18 protein-coding genes and 1 tRNA gene are annotated in these 21,229 nt (G+C 44.5%); 5 read left to right on the top strand and 14 right to left on the bottom strand.

Translation table 11 applies throughout. The annotated features are described in order from the left end of the window. Positions 1 to 35: 35 nt before the first annotated feature. Together J7619_RS16125 and tgt are read right to left on the bottom strand one after the other, a co-directional pair. Complete coding sequence (locus J7619_RS16125; protein WP_291200434.1) at positions 36 to 1,493, bottom strand: OmpA family protein; 1,458 nt, start codon at positions 1,491 to 1,493, stop codon at positions 36 to 38. Positions 1,494 to 1,720: 227 nt separating this feature from the next. After that, positions 1,721 to 2,854, bottom strand: coding sequence for a tRNA guanosine(34) transglycosylase Tgt (tgt, locus tag J7619_RS16120; protein WP_291200430.1), 1,134 nt, complete (start codon positions 2,852 to 2,854; stop codon positions 1,721 to 1,723). 60 nt (positions 2,855 to 2,914) lie between these two features. Between tgt and J7619_RS16115 the strand changes: the two genes are divergently transcribed. The 5 genes from J7619_RS16115 to J7619_RS16095 all read left to right on the top strand — a co-directional run bounded on the left by J7619_RS16115 (position 2,915) and on the right by J7619_RS16095 (position 5,729). Beyond that, positions 2,915 to 4,096, top strand: a complete 1,182-nt coding sequence (locus J7619_RS16115; protein WP_291200428.1) for a glycosyltransferase — start codon at positions 2,915 to 2,917, stop codon at positions 4,094 to 4,096. Further along, on the top strand, positions 4,087 to 4,707 hold the full coding sequence (gene rsmG, locus J7619_RS16110; RefSeq protein ID WP_291200424.1) for a 16S rRNA (guanine(527)-N(7))-methyltransferase RsmG: 621 nt from the start codon (positions 4,087 to 4,089) through the stop codon (positions 4,705 to 4,707). The genes J7619_RS16115 and rsmG overlap by 10 nt, the downstream gene beginning before the upstream one ends. A 27-nt stretch (positions 4,708 to 4,734) precedes the next feature. Further along, positions 4,735 to 5,016: a hypothetical protein gene (locus tag J7619_RS16105; protein ID WP_223410766.1), complete on the top strand. Its 282-nt coding sequence runs from the start codon at positions 4,735 to 4,737 to the stop codon at positions 5,014 to 5,016. A gap of 85 nt (positions 5,017 to 5,101) precedes the next feature. Next, positions 5,102 to 5,175, top strand: a tRNA-Asn gene (locus J7619_RS16100). 92 nt (positions 5,176 to 5,267) lie between these two features. Then, positions 5,268 to 5,729, top strand: coding sequence for a hypothetical protein (locus tag J7619_RS16095; RefSeq protein ID WP_291200418.1), 462 nt, complete (start codon positions 5,268 to 5,270; stop codon positions 5,727 to 5,729). A 482-nt stretch (positions 5,730 to 6,211) separates the two neighbouring features. Here J7619_RS16095 and J7619_RS16090 read toward each other — a convergent pair whose 3' ends face one another. From J7619_RS16090 to J7619_RS16035, 12 genes are all read right to left on the bottom strand, one after another. Continuing rightward, positions 6,212 to 6,586: a hypothetical protein gene (locus tag J7619_RS16090; protein ID WP_291200415.1), complete on the bottom strand. Its 375-nt coding sequence runs from the start codon at positions 6,584 to 6,586 to the stop codon at positions 6,212 to 6,214. A gap of 201 nt (positions 6,587 to 6,787) precedes the next feature. Beyond that, complete coding sequence (locus J7619_RS16085; protein ID WP_291200412.1) at positions 6,788 to 7,078, bottom strand: hypothetical protein; 291 nt, start codon at positions 7,076 to 7,078, stop codon at positions 6,788 to 6,790. Positions 7,079 to 7,308: 230 nt separating this feature from the next. Next, positions 7,309 to 8,133 (bottom strand): hypothetical protein, encoded by an 825-nt coding sequence (locus tag J7619_RS16080; protein ID WP_291200409.1) that lies wholly within the window; start codon positions 8,131 to 8,133, stop codon positions 7,309 to 7,311. 33 nt (positions 8,134 to 8,166) lie between these two features. Continuing rightward, the gene (locus J7619_RS16075) at positions 8,167 to 8,724 is read right to left on the bottom strand and encodes a hypothetical protein (RefSeq protein WP_291200406.1); all 558 of its coding nucleotides are present in this window, start codon (positions 8,722 to 8,724) and stop codon (positions 8,167 to 8,169) included. A gap of 38 nt (positions 8,725 to 8,762) precedes the next feature. After that, the gene (locus J7619_RS16070; RefSeq protein ID WP_291200403.1) at positions 8,763 to 9,542 is read right to left on the bottom strand and encodes a hypothetical protein; all 780 of its coding nucleotides are present in this window, start codon (positions 9,540 to 9,542) and stop codon (positions 8,763 to 8,765) included. A gap of 2 nt (positions 9,543 to 9,544) precedes the next feature. Further along, complete coding sequence (locus J7619_RS16065; protein WP_291200400.1) at positions 9,545 to 10,141, bottom strand: DUF5034 domain-containing protein; 597 nt, start codon at positions 10,139 to 10,141, stop codon at positions 9,545 to 9,547. A gap of 6 nt (positions 10,142 to 10,147) precedes the next feature. Then, positions 10,148 to 10,576: a hypothetical protein gene (locus J7619_RS16060; protein WP_291200397.1), complete on the bottom strand. Its 429-nt coding sequence runs from the start codon at positions 10,574 to 10,576 to the stop codon at positions 10,148 to 10,150. Between the two features lie 558 nt (positions 10,577 to 11,134). Then, the gene (locus tag J7619_RS16055) at positions 11,135 to 11,809 is read right to left on the bottom strand and encodes a hypothetical protein (protein WP_291200394.1); all 675 of its coding nucleotides are present in this window, start codon (positions 11,807 to 11,809) and stop codon (positions 11,135 to 11,137) included. Between the two features lie 42 nt (positions 11,810 to 11,851). Next, complete coding sequence (locus tag J7619_RS16050; protein ID WP_291200392.1) at positions 11,852 to 12,580, bottom strand: hypothetical protein; 729 nt, start codon at positions 12,578 to 12,580, stop codon at positions 11,852 to 11,854. Positions 12,581 to 12,677: 97 nt separating this feature from the next. Then, complete coding sequence (locus J7619_RS16045; protein ID WP_291200388.1) at positions 12,678 to 13,328, bottom strand: hypothetical protein; 651 nt, start codon at positions 13,326 to 13,328, stop codon at positions 12,678 to 12,680. 331 nt (positions 13,329 to 13,659) lie between these two features. Further along, complete coding sequence (locus J7619_RS16040; protein WP_291200385.1) at positions 13,660 to 14,280, bottom strand: hypothetical protein; 621 nt, start codon at positions 14,278 to 14,280, stop codon at positions 13,660 to 13,662. A gap of 38 nt (positions 14,281 to 14,318) precedes the next feature. Continuing rightward, complete coding sequence (locus tag J7619_RS16035) at positions 14,319 to 20,402, bottom strand: FG-GAP-like repeat-containing protein (protein ID WP_291200382.1); 6,084 nt, start codon at positions 20,400 to 20,402, stop codon at positions 14,319 to 14,321. Between the last annotated feature and the right edge of the window lie 827 nt (positions 20,403 to 21,229).

Below are 21,229 nucleotides of genomic sequence, written 5' to 3'. Positions count from 1 at the left end.
CGGGAGCCTTTCTCTTTAAGTCGTTTCTTCAACTATTAGGGAAGAAGTTTCAATTCTACGCGACGGTTTTTCTGCAAACCTGTGCGGGTTGCGCTGTCGGCGATAGGTTTGAATGATCCGAAGTAGTCTACGATCACTTTGCTTGGGTCTGTCAGACCAGCTTCGTTGATCAGATAGTTTTTCACTGCATCTACGCGGCGTTTTGAAAGCGCGATGTTGTAACGGTCAGATGCACGACGGTCGGTGTGACCAGCCAGTTGCAAGCGGCAACCGTTTTTGTTCATCAATGCTGCTACGTTTTTCAGCAATTCCTGGAATTCAGGTTTCAATACGTTTTTGTCGGTATCGAATGTTACGTTAGCAAAGATCTCGGAGCAAGCTGCGCCTGTTGCCAATGCATTTTTCACGTAAGAGTCGAAGTCGAGTACGCGACCAGCACCGTCAACAATGCTTCCTGCTGGTGAGTTAGGCTCTTTATCGAAGAAGTCAGATACACCGTCACCGTCGGTATCAAGCAACAAACGTGGATCGATATCTTTTGGACGGTTTGCTTTTGCAACTGAGTCCATTTCTTCGAGTGTAAGGATTTTCGGAGGCTTAACCAGCACACGTGGGTCTGTGTAACGCAGGTGGTAGTAACCGCCTTCTTCTGGTTTGTAATCCCATTTGCCATCCACTTTTTGAACTTTCAAAGGCTTTTTGCCCAATTTGTAAGTTACCTGAATTGCACCGTATCCGTAGCTGTCAAGCTCAGAGTTTCCTTTGTGGGAAGTTTTAACCTTGTCCTTGATCTCTACTTTGTCCTGAGTTCTGTCATAGTCTCCGCCGTAAGTAGCGTCGAGGTAATCGGAGTTGGTGTGGGTCAAACGGAAGTCAACACCGATGTCGATTCTAGGTGTTACTTCGTAGTTGATGTTCAAACCGGTTGGAACGATCCAGTCGTTCATTTTACCTGTTTTGCGAAGTTCCACACCGCCTGTCAGGTCATATGCGGTAGCATCGTAAAATACCTGACCGATACCTGCATACGCATCGATTTTCCAACGCTTCATTTTGTTGGGCCCCATAAGAAGTCCTTTCAAATTCACGGTTCCTGAAAGCGATACGTCGAAGTAGTTGCCTTCGAAATAACGGTTATAGCTACGACGCTTCATACCTCTCAGGTTACCCAAAGACGCGTCCAGACGAGCGCCGAACAGGTACGAAAGTTGTTTGTTCAAAGTGAGGCCTCCTTGAAAAGTTCCGGATTCCTTGTGGCTGTCAGAGTTTGTTTTGGTAACAGGCCAGAAGTCATATTCTCTTAAATCACCAAAAAACAGCGTCGGGCCAAAGTGTGCGGAAATTGACCAGGTGTTCAATTTGTAAGGGCCATCGTACGTCGCTTTTGGATTGTAATCCGGAGAATTCGGTTGCACCAGCGGCTGTGCGAATGAAGGCAGCGCCATCATTGCTCCCAAGGCAAACGAACCAATCAACTGGGATACTTTTTTCATACTATTCAAGTTAGCGTTATTAAGATTAACTAGGATTGATCTATATCCAATTTTATGAGTAAAGTTATATATTTATTTCACGGCTAATCGCAACATTAACCAAATGCCTAGTGCGCACAAAAATAGGTTATCAATATCACTTAATCAACCGCAAGTTGATACAAATGGAAAAGTTTCCTGATATTTAATTCAAATTTTACCCGAAAGAAACCTCCTTTTTTGAACTTTCAAAGCCGTTGATTCAATTTTTTTTCCATTTCCCGCTTCCAGGAAGCGAAAGTTCCGTCGATAATTTTCTCTCTCGCGCTGTTAACCAGCCACAAATAGAAGGTCAGGTTGTGAATGCTCGCAATTTGCGCTCCAAGCATTTCGCCTGATTTTACAAGATGCCTCAGATACGCCTTACTGTAAAATGTACTAACGTGCCCTCCAAGGCCGGCGTCTATCGGTGACAAGTCATCCTTCCACTTTTCGTTACGGATGTTGATAATACCTTCCGTTGTAAAAATCATGCCATTGCGTGCATTTCGGGTCGGCATAACGCAATCAAACATGTCTACGCCCAGTGAAATGCATTCCAGGATGTTTGCGGGCGTCCCCACGCCCATCAGATAACGCGGTTTATCCTTTGGCAGAATATCACAAACTACTTCCGTCAGTTCGTACATAATCTCGGCCGGTTCACCTACCGAAAGACCGCCGATCGCATTCCCCTCGCGCCCGGCAGACGCAATAAACTCGGCGGATTGTTTCCGCAGGTCTTTGTAAACACTTCCCTGCACGATAGGAAACAACGTCTGGCCGTGGCCATAGCGCGGCTCGGTGCTGTCGAACCGGTTGCAGCAGCGCGTGAGCCACCGGTGGGTCATCTCCATCGACTTGCGTGCGTACGTGAACTCGCACGGGTAAGGCGTGCACTCGTCGAATGCCATAATGATGTCGGCGCCGATGGTGCGCTGGATGTCCATCACGTTTTCAGGCGTGAAGGTGTGTACGCCACCGTCAATGTGTGACTTAAATACCACACCTTCTTCATTTATTTTACGGCCGGTTCCGGCCAGCGAATATACCTGATAACCGCCGCTATCGGTCAGGATCGGTCGGTCCCAGCCGTTGAATGCGTGCAATCCTCCGGCTTTCTCGAGAATGTCGAGACCGGGGCGGAGATATAGGTGATAGGTGTTTCCTAATATAATTTGTGCCTTGACATCTTCTTTCAGTTCACGCTGATGAACCGCTTTCACAGTCCCCGCGGTACCCACGGGCATGAAGATGGGCGTCTGGATTACCCCATGATCCGTCTCGATCACTCCGGCCCTCGCTTTCGAATGGGGATCCTCAACTTGTAATGTAAACTTCATTAAAAGGTTTTAAATTGCTGGTGTGCAAAAATAGAAGGAACGTCTCGAACATTCCTGTCAATGACAGTATATTTGCATGAATATGGTAAAATTTTACATCTCTCTTCTGTTGTGGCCGATTCTTTACTCTATGCGCTAGGAGCGTTCGTAGCTGTTCAGTTATTCTATTATCTCTTCTTTTTTACACGGCTGGCATTTTACGGAAAGGGCGCTAATTATGGCAGTGCCATGCCCGGAGTAACCGTATTGGTGTGTGCCTGGAATGAAAAAGAGAACCTGACGGAGCTCATTCCGCTACTGGATGCGCAGGAATATCCCGAATACGAGGTGATCCTGCTCGACGACCGGTCCGACGACGGGAGTGAAGAGTATATCCGCGAGAATATCAACGGCTGGAAGAATATCCGGTACATCCGGATTAACGACCAGTTTAATCATGTCACGCCCAAAAAATATGCATTGACTGTGGGTATGAAGCAGGCCAAATATCCCATCGCACTCATGACAGACGCGGATTGCCGGCCGGCCTCGAATCACTGGATAACTGCTATGACCTCACGGGTAACTGAGAACAAGGATATCGTGTTGGGCTTTTCGCCGTATTTTAAACAAAAGGGCCTGCTCAACTGGTTTATCCGTTGCGAAACCTTCTATGCAGCGGTTCAATACCTGTCTTTCACACTGGCCGGAATGACTTATATGGGTGTAGGCCGTAACATATTATATAAGCGGTCTGTATTTTTTGCGAACAAAGGCTTTTATACGCACAAGCACGTATTCGGGGGCGATGACGATATCTTCCTGAACGAGGTAGCGACAAGCTCAAACACCACCATTTCTATCGAAGAAGATTCCTTCGTTTACTCACTTCCCAAGACCAACTGGAAAGACTGGTTTCGGCAAAAACGCCGGCACATTTCGGTAAGCCGGTACTACAAGCCGCGTAACAAAGTATTGCTCGGGATGCTTTCGGCGGCGCACATTGCCACCTGGTTGCTGGGGTTGGTTACTTTGGCGTGGGGCTTGATCATGAAAGATATGCTATTACTGCAATTCCTCGGCGCTATTTTTGGCGTAAGATGGGCTATTCAGTGGTTCCTGCTTATCATTATTAATATGAAGCTGGATAAAACCGTGGAATGGTTCAGCTTTTTATTAATGGACTTTGCGCTTTTTGTTTATTACCTCGTTTTCGGGTTTTTGACCATGACGAGCAGAAAACCCCGTAAATCATGGAATTGATTGATAAGTACTTTCCGGACCTGACCGCTGACCAGCGCGATCAGTTCGGACAAATGGGTGAGTTATACGAATACTGGAACGCCCGTGTGAATGTGATTTCCCGTCAGGACATCGATACCTTATATGAACGCCACGTGCTGCATTCGCTCGGCATCGCCAAAGTGCAGCAATTCCGCCCCGGAACGAGCATTCTTGACGTTGGTACCGGCGGCGGCTTTCCAGGAGTTCCGTTGGCGATTATGTTTCCCGACGCACAGTTTCACCTTGTCGACAGCATTGGTAAAAAAATCCGCGTGGTGCAGGAAGTGGTGGCTGCATTGAAGCTCGATAATGTACGCGCCGAGCAGGTGCGTGCGGAAAAGCTCGACGATAGTTATGAATTTGTTGTAAGCCGTGCTGTGACGCGCATGGCGCCGTTTGTGGGCTGGGTGAAGAAAAACATCGGTCGCAACTCCTTCCATGACCGCAGGAACGGAATTTTATATCTCAAAGGTGGCGATCTGGCCGAAGAGCTCTCCGAGATCAAAGAAAAGCCGCAGATTTACGCGCTTTCCGACTTTTTCGGGGAAGAATTCTTTGAAACTAAGAAAGTCGTATACGTACCTTTGTAAGCATTCATTTTAATAACCTATTCAAATATGAACGAGCGATTCAGCGCCAGCGGGCTCATGAACCCATTCTTTCCCGATGAAATCACCTTCGGGGAAAAGGGGGTAACCTTCAAAGTCAGGAAACTTTTCAGAAGCAACGATAATTTCGTGTTTTACTCGGACATCTCGGGCGTTGAGATCGATAGCGGCATGTTTTTTTCGACGATCCGGATTATCCCACGCATGCGTCCCGAAATAATTATTAATAATTTTACGAAGGGAGATGCCAAGAAAGTCAAGGAGTTAATCCTCGCGAAAGTGCAAGCGTAATATTTTTTTGAAGCCGACACTTGCGCCGTATAACTTGAATTACTAGATTTGCACCATAATTCGAGTACAACAACCGGATAATGATTCCCGAATAGCTCAGCCGGTTAGAGCATCTGACTGTTAATCAGAGGGTCGCTGGTTCGAGCCCAGCTTCGGGAGCTTGAAAATCAAGCACTTAGCAAGAAATTGTTAAGTGCTTTTTTCTTTTGTTGCAATAAAAGTTGCAATACTTGGCTAGCCTTGGAATCAGCATGAAACGCCTCGCCACGTTGATAGTTATCACGGCCAATTTAATTTTCTGCGTCTACCTTGTCCTGAAAGGCACGATAGGAGTGGGAGACGTCATGTTTTTTGTCTCTTCGGCACTTGGATTGTACTGGATCAGAAGTGGATTCCTCAGTCGCGATCTCAAATTCGACGAGGAATTTTTTCATTATGATAACGACATCAAAATTCCTCTTTCCTCTATTACGGCGATTAAGCTCGGTCTGAGCTCCAACCTTCAACATGATCGTTATTGGAGAATCCAATATAAGGTAAGTGGCAGTGATGAAAAATCTATCACAGTTTTGCCGTCAGTGACCAACAACAATTTTATGAAATTTCTCAGGGCGGTGGAAGCTAGAAATCCGTCAGTGGAGACAGATATGTTTGAATTCGAGCTGTTATGGGGCTTTATACCTAAAATAACGTGGCGGGTGAGGGGCGAATGAGAAGCAAATATTTGAGCTTCCTGAACTAATAGGGTTTAAACCACCCAAAACTGTTGTTAAATTTCGGTTTATGTAGATTTTGATGTCTTATTTTCTTTAAATGAGGATTTTACGAGATTTGAATTGTCGCCATTAATACTCTCGCTTCTAAAAAGTAAAAATGATAACCATCCAGCATATTTTGGCACCATCAGCATCCACGGGGCCAAAGTTTATACTACCTTGAATACTGTTGTTGTAAAAGTTGTGGATACCTGGAAGATCAGTAAGTTAAGTGTGAAATGAAGGTGCATTTCCTTGTAACCTCATGTAGCGACACGATTCAGGGGACATGACCTAATAACTAAGCCAATGAATCGTTTTGATGATCCGTTTAGGAGATGCACGATATGTTTGGATTTCGAAGGTCTAGTGTCGTTTTTGGAGTTGCAGACTCAGAATAACCAAAATACATGCTATCAGCGAAATTGATAGCTACTATTTTATGCTGTCCCCTTATCCATATATACTTGAATTGCTTTTGCTTTGATGTAGTCATTGTCTTGATCGTTGATCTGCTCACTTTCATCGAACGGGTCAAACGAGCAATAATAACCAGTTTCATTGTCAAACAGCTTACAGAACGTTATGTTATAGAAGTAATGGCTTGAATCCCAGTAAAATTGGTATTCGGTGACTCCACCGAATCTAAGCAGAACCTTTGGGAGGTCAATGGAGTGTGTTAACGTGATATGTACGTCGATGGTTAAGCCTTCGCCCGAATAGTTGATTTGAAATGTCGTGATCAATGAGCTAATCAAATTCATTCTATCCGTAAGGAACAAAATTGCCTTGTCATTTTCTGCTAACAGCTCCATCTGCAATCGGCGAGTTAAGTAGGGATGCAATAGCAAAGGTACCGTTTCTGCACTGTTTCTTTGCGCCTCAAATTACACGACTGAGTTACTTCCGGCCAATAACGATTATTTTTGTACTTTTTTGTCGTTCGAGCTTACGGTTCGACTTATGCCGTCGTAGGAGATATTGTGTACTACATCAATTCTTCAGATTGTACGATACTACCAGGGGAAACAAGTCCGCGTTTCTCCATGACACCGCATCGGCCGATCATTTCCCAAAGACCTTTTTTTTAAATCGACCTGGACTTGAAGTTCACCGATCTTGGAATACAATTCCTTCTCCTTTGTGTTTTTCGCTTCATTAAGAGTGGCAGGTGCTTCTTTACTGAACACTAATTCAGCCTTTTCCAAAAACTTTCGTTTCCAGGCCGCTATCTGTGTTGGATGAATCTCGTACTTGGAGGCCAATTCCTGCATGGTTTGAACCTCTTTAATCGCTTCAATAGCCACTTTGGCTCGCTTCGGCGACCCGGTTGGAGCTTGGGCTGAATTTTCTGCGTTCCTTTTTCACAGTCAAACGCAGGATCAGTCTAGTCGAATGGATAGTGAGCAGTTGGAACAGACCTTAACTGGCGTAAGGCCTCCTGAAACTTGCAAATACTGGTAAATGATAAATCAATCCGCTGATGTATTGGCTCGCCGTTGCGAACGGCTTTCTTATGTTGGTATTTGGCGAAACGCTACGGGGCATAGTTTATCAAAGTCGAGTAGTAACCATTAAGAAATGCCACATTCATGATGCTCATGTCCGTAGCATCCACGCCCCCGTCCAGGCTTACATCGGTTAAAAGGTATTGATCGAAAAAGCCATCGAGGAAGTCGTTGCTAGCGATGGAGCCGTCAGTGGCATCAACGGCCAGATCGTTGTTTAAGTCGCCAGCCCACATATACCACTTTCCATTAATGCTACCCATTTGGGAAGGATCACCCGGAAGTTGGCTGGCCTTGTTGAGGGCGGTTGTAAAATCGTACACCGATGTGCCGGCATTGAAACCCGCGATTGAATTGCTCAGGATGGCTAAATGATTCCGATGAAAAATGGCTATCCGTATTGGCGAGCTTTGTCCGACGAATTCAGGAAGCGTACCGTCTGTGTCGACGATGCTACCATTGGGTTTTAGCAACAGGCTTTTCGACTGGAGTTTTACAGCCGGGTTGGCAGCGTCTCGAATTTCAATCTTTACCCAATCTACGAGTGCGCCAGCTACTCCTGCCGGGTTGCCAATGTTGTTGTAAACGACATTTCCGCCGTATGGATCCGTAACAGGCAGTAAGCCCGAATTCGCGCTGAAATAGGTTTGTAAATCGGTGGCCATGTTTACCTGCCCTGGGCGGTACGCGCCTCTGAGGAGGACTTTGGCGTCGAGCTGAACGAGGGTGCCATTAAACTCCCGTTTGATCCGGTTACCGGCATTGTCGTAGGTAAACTTGATCTGCGCATTAATGATGCCCGGCGAGGTGACAATAGCGCAGAGAACCAGTATTCTGGTCAGGTGTGTGCTCATGAGTGAGATATTTAAGGTGGATAGTGTGATATCTTAAAAGCAATCCTTCTCCCCGTTTGCAATCGATTTGTCCAGCGTGCCGTCTTGGCTGGCCTGAACGGGGAAGTAGCATCCGGTTTTTGTCCGGAATACCTCAGATCCGCTTCCGCACAGGATAGCGCACGCACGCCCCTCGACGATGTGCTTGTTCGCCTGCATATCATCCACGCGCATCTTATACCTGAACGCGCCCTTATACCGCGAGCCGTCGGGCCTTAATCCATCCCAGCCGTACTCTTGCACGGCCATTTTGGAATTGAAATAGGGTTTTTGATACAACATCGTATCCCCCTCGGCACTGTATACGGCAAAACCCCAAATGTCCGTAACGACATCATTTACAACCGGAAAGAAATAGTCATTCACACCGTCTTTATTGGGTGTAAATACGTTGGGCACGTAAATCCGCTTCTTTTCATAGGAAAACTCAACGGCCTGGGTGCCGCAGCAGGATTCGTATTCATGGGCAGCTACTTTGGGTGCGTCCTGCGAGGAGCACGTTGCAGCGCCTGAAATGAGAAGCAGTATGAATAGTGTAAATGTGTTTTTCATTGGGTTGATGTTTAAGCGTTCGACGGGTCAATTTTTATCTACTTGAATACTACCATGATGCCTAGCCCTACGCTGACATCATTCATGAAATGGCTGGATCGATATTCCTTAGTGGTCGCATTGCCGGAAATGGCGCTTGTAGTCTTTTCTACATAAATGATATCTGGCCTGTAAAGCCATGAGCCGACATCTAGATCAATCGCGATTCTTCGGCTCACTCTATAAGCAAATGTAAAAGATGGACTTATAGTAAAGCAGTCTATGACGGGACGCTCTCTGCGCCAATTAATGGTGACTAGTTCATTCGTTCCTTTCTGTTTAAGTTGGGCGGTACCCCAATCCGTATCGAACGAGACAACATCAGCCATTACACGTCCGACAAAAACGAATCGATTTCGCTCCACTTTGTAAGCGGGGCCAATACCCCCTCGCGCTTGGGGATCCGTCGAGCCACTCATATCGTTATACATCGCACCGGAAGAAACACTGGCATAGTATTCGCTAGCGTATTCCAGATTAACGGCATTTACAAATTTACTGTGCCGGCTTTCGGAGCCTTGGGCTGGTAATAAAACAATCGAGCATTCCAGGCCAAAGTTTTTATAGAAAAAACCGACGTCAATAACCTGACCGAACAGTTTTTGAAATTTATTTCCAATAAGGTTATCAGATATATATTGTGGTGAAGGCGAGCGCATTGGAAACATCGCTCCAATCGATGGACGATAGAAGAATTGAATCGGTTTATACTCAGATTGTGCAAAAGCAAAATTCCACGCGCAAAGCAGAGAAAGTGGAGCCAATAGTAATTTATTCATATTTATTCCAGATCAATAGGTTTTGTACTGGCGGAAATTTGAGTGCCATTCGAAAGAACCATATCAATTTTGAAACTATATTTTTCAGCTCGATCCGGCGGCGTAAGGAGGTATAGTTCCAAAAATTTTGTATCTGTTCTAGTGAAGTAAATATCAGGCTTGGCGATAACACTGTCGATAGCTATGTAGGTGTCTGATCGTAATAGTTTAAAAAGACCAGAGACGTCACTTCCCGCCGGGTATTGGTCATTAAAATTAGCGACCGTCGTAATTTTCAATGCTGTAATGGTGTCTCTCGGAGTTATCGTAGTGTCCGGCCCACAGAAGCAATCGAAAGCACAGACCTGGTTAAGTAGGGAAAATTTGTTATGATTTCTCATGGCTAGTTGACGAAGTCCTATTTGAAGTTTAATTCCATAGGCCTTTCTCGGAATTGGGCTTTCTGAAATGATAGGGTTTGCTTTGGAATTATCAACGTTAAATGCAGCAACATACTCGAATTTATATTGATATATGGTCGGTTCCGGGCAGTTGCAGCATGCGACAATTAATTGTATACAAAATGCAACCAAAAAAATGAAAGTGACTTTCTTTTTCATTGATTATCAATTTGCTAGCACTAAAATCACCACCAAATTCACGCCCAGGCCAATTCCCCAATTAGACCAAACCTTTCGTTGCTTTATTCTCTTCGCCTTTTTTGTGTATGCTTTGTAATACGTAGCCTGCTTAAATAATTCCTCACTGGGATAGCCGAGGTTTTCAATTTTAGGATTAGTAGCAGAGCAAATGATGGCTGGAATAAGGCCAATTACCGGCGAAAGGAGACTGGTCAATAGCGTGCCTGTCACCGCACCCTTATACCGTTTATAGTGCCGCGCTGCGTCTATCTGACCTTTAATGTTCAGATCTTCGGGTTTGTCAATTGTGTAGAGTTGGACTTTTTGTACGATCGCCATCGAATCGGTTGGTGTTTGGGCAGTGCCTAAAATAGGTATGAAAAGAATTAACGTGAAGAATAATGAATTTTTCATGATGAATGATAGTATGTTAATGTTTGTAATAAGAGTAAAATGATTTTATTAAATAATGTTGATGTAAATTTTGATAGCGAGTGCTAAATAATAGTATGTACTTTTAAATCCAAAACCGATTATCAAATGGTATTATGAATGTATGAATGGCTGTGTTTTGTGTATTTTGATGAAGGCAAATATGTTTTGATCTATTTGCTGTTTGATACTCCCTTCACAAGACCAATAGGGATAGAATGCCCATTTTTATAATAGATTTTGAACCGATAGGTAGGGATTGTATCTATCTGCTTCGGTCCACCAATTATGATTGCCAAATCGCCTGACCCTGTTGTTCCGATTCTACCATCTCCCGGGAAGTAATATGGCGAAAAAGTATTTGGCTGGTCATAGAAATACCCAGGGCGGTCGTAATAGAAGTCAAACCCCCGTTTGATTACTGGAAAATATTCGCGGATGAAGTGATTTTTAGTAGGCGATCTCCATCGGAGACCGCGTAGATGCCTGTGGGGTCTAATTTTACTTTTCTTTTTTTACCCTTGTATGTTCTGTCTACTTCTATAATTCCCTTTTTGGTAACCTGATAAATATGTCGGTGCTGATATCCGGTTTGTTCATTTTGAAATGTGCATAATCTTTATAAATCCCTGAAACAGGTTTAGCGGCGACGTAGATCGGTATGTTGAGTTTTTCTAAACTATCCAGATGAGTTAGGTCTTCCTTCCGGACAAATGAGGTGTTTGACATCGGTTTTGCGTTTTCCGCATTAACCAGCGTCGATATCTCACAGAACAGTTCGCTTATTCGCCCAAAGGGATCGCCATTGCTTAATTGATAAATTGTGTCGATTGAGCAAATTTGGGCATATTGACCTTCGCGATTTTCAGAGTATAATCTCATGGATAATATCAGCTTTCCCGGACTAGAACCACAGTTCAAGAAGAAATTTTCCAGGATAAGGACGTCATTATTTTGATCGGTAGATCGGTTCGAGAAGAAGTTGCCAATACTATCGGCAAGCGCTCCCTTAAACCTTACGTTCGCCAAGCCAGAATAGCCTTTAACGGGCATGTATCCCAACAAATCGGGGTTTGTTCTCCGATCAATAGAAATCATGTGATTTCGTGTTCGCTTGCTGTTGCATGTAAAATCAAAACTCAGATATTGGTCTTGTCCAAGGGAGTAATGCCCATAGGCTACCGCCAGTAGTATCAGGTATAGACTATGTTTCATTTTTGATACGATATTTGATGTTTCATTTCGTGTTTTAGAAGCTTATTCATAAACAATTGTAAAATTGGCTTTCTTTAGATCATCTAGTGTCAACTCATAATGCTTCAACACTTTGTTTTTTATCGGTAATGAATCGCAATCATAGAATCCTGTACCCGTATTAAACTTTCCTGAATCAATCACATACATTTCAGCGGTTCTGCCCCGTACGAGTTCTTGCTCCCAACAATATCTTGGTAAATCCAAAATAACTTCTTCACTAGGATTGGCGTTGGAATAAATAATCATAGAGCAGAGTCCACTGCCATTACTTCCTTTTAGTGAATAAATTATGGTGCCACTTGAACTGTTTTTAAAAATAATGTTATGGTGGCAGTTCGGGCCCTCGCGATGGCAGGTACTTGCCGTTAATATTGCAGGGAGTAATAAAGAGCACAGCTTGGGTTTCGTGAAATTTACGGATAGTGGTGTTTTGTATATGAAGAGGTCATGTTTGATGATTTGTAAGGATTTTCCGTTAGATATCCTGTTTTCCCAGCAAGTTCTAAATCCACCCCAGTCCAATTTTGAATTAGGTGGTAAAACCTCTCCGTCTAAACCACAACGTGTTAGATTTTGGTATGTTAGATTGTAAAATTGTAATGCAAAAATTACGGAATCCGATGATGCATTTTCAAGCACAACGCGGTGATGACAATCGGGACCTTCCGGATGGCAGGTGCTCGCGATAAGCACAATTAGGGTTATCAATAAAAATGATTTGGGTTTCATGGTGTCTTTTTAGTTATTTATTGTCGCTCAATGCAATAGTTAGCCAGCCCAGAGGGGGTTTGTCATTCCCGGCAGGATGTAAATACGACAAATGGGCTTAGTCACAGAAAGAATGCAGCTTTCCGAGCGCCAGATTTCTGATGACCTCGACCGAACATCTTTTTTTTATATATTCATCCGGATCATAGATTAATTTATCTTGCAAAGAATATATTTTTACTTCTTTATTTTCTATGAGCCAAATTGCCTCTCTGAAATATTTGACTTTGAACAGCAGTGAATATTTTCTATTTTTGATGGCATCATATATTTTTTTTATCTCATAATTATGATAACCTACTTTTTCCTCCATCGAATCGTCATAATTGCATGGCTGGCAGTCAGAGTAATAAATGGTATTAAAGCAATCTAGGGTTGCATAAAATTTTCTTTTTTTTGAGAATATTGCCAATTCAAATGGGAAGTTCTCATTGGGTTGCAAATAGTCTATTATTCTCTTTGTAGAGTCATACTTTTTGGCTTCTGATGTAATACAAAAGGAGACAACGGGGACAATATCTGACTTTTTCAATAACGAATATGCTTCTAATCGGCTCATCCAATCGTCATGCGTAAATGATCTGATAAGCTCTTTTCTTATTTTTCGTTTTGCACTTGACCTTAATTTGTTCTGATACTCAATAAAATTTTGTGCAACTGACTTCTCAATTGGAATTAAGAGCAAAATAACTAGAATAAGTGATTTCATAGCTGGTAATCATTTAAAATCTTATAATAAATATCAGTGTTTCGAAGGCCTTTCTTGCTCGCCAAGAGCCAAGCGACCCGGTGGCTGGATCCATATATCTTATTTTAAAGTAACTTTTTGGTATGTGATTTTTGTAAGTTTTTTGCCAAAGCTCAATTTTTGTAAGTACAATGGCATGATTGCTGTTTTGAGCCATTGTCGCAGGATTTCCACTTTGTAGCTTGCTTGAAAACAACTGGCTACATTGTTGTTTGATTTTCAGTAATTATATGCTTGCTATCTTCGCCGCGAACTTTAACATTTTAGGCGGAACGTAGCGGCGACCGAGTGGCTAGTCACAGAAAGAATGTAACTTCCCAAGCGCCAGATTTCTGACGCTCTCGACGGAACATCTTTTTTTTATATATTCATCGGGATCATAGACTAGTTTGTCTCGCGTGGAATATATTTTTACTTCTTTATTTTCTATGAACCAAATTGCCTCTCTAAAATGCTGAACTTTGAATAGCAGTGAATATTTTCTTTTTTTGATAGTGTCATATATTTTTTTTATTTCATAATTGTAATAATCTTTTTTTTCCTCCACCGAATCGTCGTAGTTACATGGTTCACAACTTGAATAGTTTACATTATCATAGCAGTCTAGTGTTGCATAAAATTTATTCTTTTTAAGAAGTATTGAAGATTCGATAGGAAACGCTTCATTGAGTTCTAAATAATCCGATATTTTCTTTGTCGAGTCATATGAGGCTGCTCCCGGAGCAATAGAAAAAGAGAGAATCGGTATTCTCTTCAAACTTGTGAGAAGACTATATATTTCGAACTTTGTCATGGTCTCGTCGTGTGCAAGTGATCTTATCAGTTCTTTTCTTGATTTTCTCTTTGCCATCGCCAATAATTGCTTTTGGTGATTTATAATACTTTGCGCAACAGTTTCTGAAACTGTCAGCACAAGCAACAATTTTAAAATGATCGATTTTATTTTAGTTATCATCTGAAATTTATTATGAATGTCGGAGAGCTTATTGAACGGTACAATTTCCAATCACGGAAACGACCCGTCGCTGGATTCATATATTTAATTTTGAAATACGTTTTTGGCAGATGATTCTTGTAGATTTTTTGCCAGTGTTCGACAGTTACCGGGACAATAGCATGATTACTGTTCTGCGCAATAATGGCTGGGTTACCACGTTGCAATTCTCGTCCAACGATTAACGGACTTATTTGTTCATAGCCAGCGACATTGTTGTCTCCATATAGTGCTTTAAGCGCTGCCATGGTATTTGTTCCGGCATTGGGATCGTAGAAGTCCCCTACGGCTGCCAATATGTCTTCGTAGCTTCTGCCTTGTATCATTTGCTCCAAGTATTCAGTTGCACAAATTAGGCAGTCATAATTTTGCCTTTGCATTAATCCGTTTTCTGGCGCACCCTCTAAGTTGTATTCTCCAATTTTGGTACGAGTTGCCGCTTCGATGTTAAAAGTATATCCCCCTGTGAGATTCCAGTCAAAGCCACCTTTTTGACTCCATCCAATTCCTGCGGATCCATTGAAGTTGTTGTAAGTTCCACCATAACTTAATCCAGCATTCCAACCATCATTGGCTCCGTAGCCGACACCTATGCTGAGTCCGGCATATCGATAACCATATCCCGCGAACCAGCCGGACGAACCGTATCCTCCATAAATACCGTAGACAGAACCTTGTACCGACCAGTAGCCTTTTTCACTTTTAAAATTGTATCCGGCAGTTGCGGAGGCACTGAGAACACCAGGTATGCCAACGCCGATTTCCAGACCAAGGCTAAATCCGTTTTTTCCAAAACCTATTTGAGGGATGATAAAAATAACCTCCCCACTCGGATCAGTATACTTCAAAGGATTATTCATCACATAGCTATACCGGTTATACGCCTGCGTCGAATAAGGATTCTGCACAAAATTGTCAGGACTCAGCACCCTTCCCACGACCGGATCATACATCCGCCCATTCATATTGATCAAATTGAAATTGGTCAAATGCTCATGGCCGGTAAAGCCGCGGTACAAGTAGCTGGTGGGCGCGGGAACGTTGGTGTAATCCCAGTTAGCAGGATGGCGAAGACGGCCCCAGGCGTCGAAGTTTTGATCGAGGATGACGGCGCCGTTAGGGGCGGTTAATGTGAGCAGCGAGCCAAGGTGGTCGGTGTAGGTGTAGTAATACTGGTCCGTGCCGTTCTCGCGGATCACGATCGCCGAGAGTCCCGCGGGAGTATGGATGTAATGCAGGTGCTTGTCGGGCACACCCGGTGTAATATCCTTCTCGTAGCTTCCGAAATAGTAATGGGTGTTGATCAGCGCGCCGTTCTTTTTCATGACACCTTTAATGCGCTGGTAACCGGCATCGTAGGTGTAGGTGAGCTCGTAAGGCTGGCCAGAGCCGTTTTCGGTAATCTTTTCGGGCTGGTTGAAGGCCGTGTAGGTAATGTCCTGCGTGAGCATGGGTAGCGCGGTAGTAGGCGCAATGATGCCCGCGAGTGCGTTGAGTTTGACGGGGTGATAGCTAAACTGTTGCCCGGCATCGGTTTTCGAGGCGATGTTGCCCGAAAGTTCATAGGTGGTGGTTTGTGCAGGTTTGCCTGTCACCGTGGCTGAGAGCAGGCGGCTGAGATTGTCGTAGGTGAAGCTCTCCTCCTTGTTTTTAATGTAATCCTTCCGCTTGGTCAGGTTGCCTTTGGGGTAATCCCAGGTGAGTTCCAGGTTCTGTACGCCGGCAGTGCTAAACAGTTTCGGAATGCCGTAGTCGTAATTAATCGCCGATGATTTACCATTACCCAATGTATAGGCCGTGTTCTGGCCCAGGCCGTTCATGCCGGTGTTGGTGTAAAGGGTTACCGAGCTGTTGGTGTTTTTGATGGTGGTCGGGTAACTATTGGTATCGTAGGCATGATTGGTGCCAAATCCGGATGGGTATAGTATTGAGGCAATGTCCCCGTAATTATTGTAAGTATAGGTGGTAATGTAAGGACTGCCATCTATTGTTTCCTTGTTCGTTAACATTCGCCCGTAGGCGTCATAGGTATACTCTTCCAGGTTTCCGGCAAAACCGGTTACTTTTTCGATCTGGTTAATTCCGTTCCCCGAGGCCCTGTATTGATAGGTAGTGGCCGGTTCTCCGGCTTTCGTTCGGGTGAGGGTCCTTCCGGCGACGTCGTAAGTCAAGGTGTAGACGGCTCCGTTGGCATTCGTTTGGCTGACCAACTCCCCCAGCGCATTGTAATCATACAGGGTGGTGCCCGCATTGGCATCGGTCAGTTGGGTCTGACGGCCGTAGATATCGAATTGGCTACTGGCAATCGTAACGGCACCGTTTTTGATGTCTTTTATCCCTCCGTGGCTGAAATAGGTGTAAAACAATGTCCCGCCATCGTCTGCCGAATTGATTACCTTCCCGCTGGCGTCTGTCTTTTGCGAGGTTGTTCCTGTCGGGGTGGTCGTGGTGGTAGTAAGTTCGCCAGCTGCATAGGCGTAACTGATCGTTTTCGTACCCAACGCGCCGCTATTGATGTTGTAGGGCCTGTTGTATTGATCGAATTGGGTAGTGGTCGTAATAAAGGTTTCGCCGGCTTTATATGGTTGGGTGTTGGAAACGACATTGCCCCTCGCATCATAAGTTTGAACCTGTGTGACCGGCTGGTTGCCGAAACCCTCGGTTTCCCGTCTGATCTCGCGGCCCAGCAGGTCATACCATATTTTGACATTAGGCTTACCGGGATGTGAAACCAGGCTGTACCATACTGCGCCATTGGTCAGGTCCCATCCATAGCTTTGCGTAATGCTATACGCAACCGCCGCCGGGGGCAGCGTAACCGTAGGCCTGCCGAATACATCATATTGGTACGTTGTAACCAGCCCGTCGACGCCAGTCGAGGTCAATGTCTTTCCCCACCTGGCGTCATAAGTAGCGGTAGAAGTTTGACCGAGCTCGTTGATGCTGGACAGGGCATAGCGGCCTTTCGGATCGTATACTGACGAGGTATTTCGTGCCGGAGAGGCACCGGTGCCATTGGGAGTGACAGTAGTTTTTTTCAGGTTGCCCAAAGGGAAGTATTCGTATGTCGTGACCACGTTTTTGGGCGATCCATTAAAGTCGGTTTTAGAAGTAAGCTGGCCTATACCATTATATCCGAATCCCGTTGAAACAGTATGAACAGGTTGCCCCGACCGCGTATTCGAAATTGTGACAGACGTAGGCTTGTTGAGCACACCGGCCGGATAGGCGCCGTAAACCGTGTTGGTAACAACGGTTTCCACACCGTTATTAACAGTGCTTTGCGTAACGTTGCCGAAGTTATCATAGACATTTGCCGTGTTCGTAGTCCTGCCCTCCAATACCTTGTTTTCAAGGATATTGGTCGTTTGTAGCCAAAAGCGTTTTGCTGCTGGTGAGACAAATGTGTTGGTATTGGTGGTTTGGCTTAGCAAGGCATTTGTTGATGCAAGATGGACCGAAGTCCGGTAGGGGATGGCTGTGAAGTAAGTAGTGTTGAATTCATTTTCTGAAATGGTTTTGATCCCCGTCGCCAGATCGTTGGCCGTTATCTTGCCAAACCCCAGGAAACCCTTGCCTCCCCGGTGTAACTTGCTTGCTTCATAGGTATATTGGATAGTGTTAATGCCCCCAATCCCATTCTGCAATTTGAAATCGGAAACAGCGTAGAGTGGTGGCTGGATCGCGTTGAAAGGGTAAGCCGTGAGATTTCCCCGGATATGGAAGCCGTTTTCATCCGTGAGCTTCTTGTAAACCCACTCGGTAACATGGTTGTAGCCGTTTTTTACTTTTTCGATCAGATTTTCCCTACCTTCTTTTTTGAAGTAGAAGATATCCATTGGAATAAAAATGTTCTTGAAATTAATAATATCGGCCCGATGGTCACCATTGAAGTCGCCGATCATGGGAGGCGGTGCGCCCAGGTTAACTGTGAATGTGCTGTTTACACGATAAAAACTGGTCCCGGTACTCCATGAATAACCCCTTCCATAGTAGACATCGAAATTCGCAGGTGCCGCTGTTTGCCACCCATGATAAATGTCTGACTTTCCATCCCCATTAATATCGGCAATCCCTAGCTGATCGCCGGTGAAAGGATCGGTATCGGGGGTTGTGTTAAAGGCAAAGGGTGATTCGTAGAAATTAATCCCGGCAGAAATCAATATCTTCCAGGTGCCCAACGTCGTCGATTTTGCCAGGATATCCGTTTTGCCGTCGCCGTTGAAGTCCCCGAAATAGCTGAGATGATCTTTGGTTAAATAATTGGTTGAATAGTGAATGCGGCGGGCAGTCCATCCGTCAAAAGTAAAAACCTCGCAATTAGTCCCTTTGATCAGCATGATATCGCTTTTGCCATCTCCGTTGAAATCCACGACGTGGACTTTGTCGGCGGTGGGCCAGTCGCTTACCGCTAATGCGAATACACCCGAAATAACGATAGATCCAAAGTCAGGTTGGACTTTGCCGTTGTATAAGTGGCAATTGTAGTTGACCGCATTGCTTCCAAGCATCGTGAGGATATCCTGTATGCCATCGCCGTCATAGTCGCCGGGAAAAATGAAATGACCGCTGGGATGGATTTTGGAGTAGCCGGTGTAAGGGGAAATGTTCAGTTCATCGAATTGGATTGGAGGCTGTAAGTTGGTTTGAACGGCGCGATAGATGCGGAGACTAGTCAAAGTGCGATTTTGACCCGAACCGGCAATGTTGGTCATTAAAACATCATCGGCCCCGTCACCCGTAAAATCGTACGCCAAAAAGTCGAACGAATTGGGAATGCTTTGCTTCTTGACAACGCTATACGTAAGAGGTGCATCAGTTACATTGCCTACAAAAAAGTCATTGGGTTGTGCGATGTACGCAGGGTTCTTAATGTAAACAATCATCCGGTATACGGCGGGATTCTGAATAAGGCTGGCTTCCAGAAAATCGGTTAACCCATCCGCATTGAAATCTCCTGTAATGGTCGTTGAGGAGGGGTAGTCATATCCGTCTGTATCTACGGTACTGAAATCGGCAGGCGGGTCACCATATTTGAAAATAGTGGCATTGAGTTGCGTGCCGTCAGTTCCGGCTTCGATGACCTCTTTCAAATAGGAATTGATGTTATCGTGTCCGTAATTGAACTGGTAAGACCTGACGGTCGCGCCCTCGGCTTTTGTGGTAACCTTGTCCAGCAAATACTTGCTTTCAACGCGTGTGTCGTTTTCAAAGCCTGCATTCTCATCGATTGTGCGGATCTTATAGTCGAATTTAACCTGATTGTACGGTGCTAACCCTTGTGCGGCATTACCGGTGTAGTTAATCTCATCGATGAGTAATGCGAAACTGGCGTTGGTGTTGTATTTGAAAGTAATGTAATTGCCATCCGGGTATAGGACGCGTGAGAGCGCCCAGGTAAGCACGGTGGCAAACTGGCCGGTAAGCCTGGAATCCGGGGTATTTCCATATTCCATTTTTACCCCGTCTTTGGTAGTTACTTCAAACCACTGGGGGCCGTTCCCCTGTGCGCTTTTAGAAACAATGGTTGCAAAATTTTCACTTTCAGTCCCGTAGGTTGTGTTGGGTTCTCCATAATTGCCTGCTTTGGCTATCAGCCTGGCGCCATCGAGCACAAACCGGTCGCTGTTGGTCATGGTAACCGGGTTTGTCTCATTATCAAAATACATATTCCGGGTGCAACGGGTAATTTTTGATAATCCTCCGATATCCCAGCCTTGGCCCAGAATGCCGTTTCCCGCCATAGAATGGTAGTTGATCGAGACTGCCGGGGTAATACCATTTGTTCCGGGCGGTACGGCCAGTGCAATAGAGTAAGTTGCGCCCCCTGATGCCACACTACCACTGCCAGAAATGCTTCCTACTGGTAAACTTTGATTAATTGCCCGGCCATCGAAGGTAGCGTCAGCGTAAAGGGTTTGGTAAGTGACGTTCTGGGCAGCCGAATTGAAATTTGCAAAGACCGTCAGGGCGCTGAATAACCAATAAATGTGGTTGAACTTTGACGTTTTTTGTCCTTTTTGAGTGTAACAGTTTTTCATATGCCTAAGGGTTTACACTTAGATAGTGGTGAATGGAAGGATGGATTTATATTGAATGATCGTTAGATCGAAACGGACATAGCCTACCCGTCACTCCGTTTGGAGCGCTTAAAGCACTTAGCGTTTGAGGTAAAGTCTTAATCAACCGCATGATTGCGGTCTTTAACGATGATCCGGCCGGGGTGGCGTTTGGGCCGGATTAAGATAGTCGAACGAAAGTGAAGAAGCTGAGTAGATATGGTTGTAAGCGATAAGGCTACGTTGTGTTACAACCAAGGCAAACGTATGTATTTTATTTTGTGAAAATTGTAGAATACGACGGTGATTTATTTATCGGGCCTGTAATTGTCTTGTATTCAGCTAGTTGGTAATTTTCGACCTTTAAATAAACGGGGAGCATATTTAAAGTATTTATTGCTAAGTGTTTGATTAAGAGAGTATTTACTACTATTGAAAGCAGATATTATCACAGAATCAGCTGGGGGATGAATCTTAATATTCGCTCGTAGCTATAATATCCCTCCGAATCCTTTCCGGTTGTTGACCATGCAGATTGTGTCTGGCATCCTTATACTATATAAGTGGTTCACACATGTCTTGCCGTCATTTTCATCGCTCATACGGTAATGGATGGGGTATGAGAAAGCGTAGTCGAAAAACCTTTCAATTTTTTTCTTAGGATATTAATTTCTTTATCAGCTGGTTATGCGTGGTAGGGTAAAGATTTCAAAAAATATTTACTGTTGTTACTTGCATGTTAAAATTAAAGCTGCCACTTTTGCACTCCCAATCGGGAATAACGGTGCTGAAAACGATCAGCACAGCGA

Origin of the sequence: Dyadobacter sp. (assembly GCF_017744695.1) — a bacterium.
In the GTDB taxonomy this organism is placed as follows: Bacteria; Bacteroidota; Bacteroidia; order Cytophagales; family Spirosomataceae; genus Dyadobacter.
The sequence above is the reverse complement of the archived record's forward strand: the minus strand, read 5'-3'. Positions and strand labels throughout refer to the sequence as shown.

Coding starts and splice junctions, on each gene's coding strand:
- J7619_RS16035 (WP_291200382.1), bottom strand. CDS start 20,402: ATGAAAAACTGTTACACTCAAAAAGGACAAAAAACGTCAAAGTTCAAC.
- J7619_RS16055 (WP_291200394.1), bottom strand. CDS start 11,809: ATGAAACATAGTCTATACCTGATACTACTGGCGGTAGCCTATGGGCAT.
- J7619_RS16065 (WP_291200400.1), bottom strand. CDS start 10,141: ATGAAAAAGAAAGTCACTTTCATTTTTTTGGTTGCATTTTGTATACAA.
- J7619_RS16070 (WP_291200403.1), bottom strand. CDS start 9,542: ATGAATAAATTACTATTGGCTCCACTTTCTCTGCTTTGCGCGTGGAAT.
- J7619_RS16090 (WP_291200415.1), bottom strand. CDS start 6,586: ATGGAGCTGTTAGCAGAAAATGACAAGGCAATTTTGTTCCTTACGGAT.
- J7619_RS16060 (WP_291200397.1), bottom strand. CDS start 10,576: ATGAAAAATTCATTATTCTTCACGTTAATTCTTTTCATACCTATTTTA.
- J7619_RS16080 (WP_291200409.1), bottom strand. CDS start 8,133: ATGAGCACACACCTGACCAGAATACTGGTTCTCTGCGCTATTGTCACC.
- J7619_RS16075 (WP_291200406.1), bottom strand. CDS start 8,724: ATGAAAAACACATTTACACTATTCATACTGCTTCTCATTTCAGGCGCT.
- J7619_RS16095 (WP_291200418.1), top strand. CDS start 5,268: ATGAAACGCCTCGCCACGTTGATAGTTATCACGGCCAATTTAATTTTC.
- rsmG (WP_291200424.1), top strand. CDS start 4,087: ATGGAATTGATTGATAAGTACTTTCCGGACCTGACCGCTGACCAGCGC.
- J7619_RS16045 (WP_291200388.1), bottom strand. CDS start 13,328: ATGAAATCACTTATTCTAGTTATTTTGCTCTTAATTCCAATTGAGAAG.
- J7619_RS16125 (WP_291200434.1), bottom strand. CDS start 1,493: ATGAAAAAAGTATCCCAGTTGATTGGTTCGTTTGCCTTGGGAGCAATG.
- J7619_RS16115 (WP_291200428.1), top strand. CDS start 2,915: ATGACAGTATATTTGCATGAATATGGTAAAATTTTACATCTCTCTTCT.
- J7619_RS16105 (WP_223410766.1), top strand. CDS start 4,735: ATGAACGAGCGATTCAGCGCCAGCGGGCTCATGAACCCATTCTTTCCC.
- J7619_RS16050 (WP_291200392.1), bottom strand. CDS start 12,580: ATGAAACCCAAATCATTTTTATTGATAACCCTAATTGTGCTTATCGCG.
- tgt (WP_291200430.1), bottom strand. CDS start 2,854: ATGAAGTTTACATTACAAGTTGAGGATCCCCATTCGAAAGCGAGGGCC.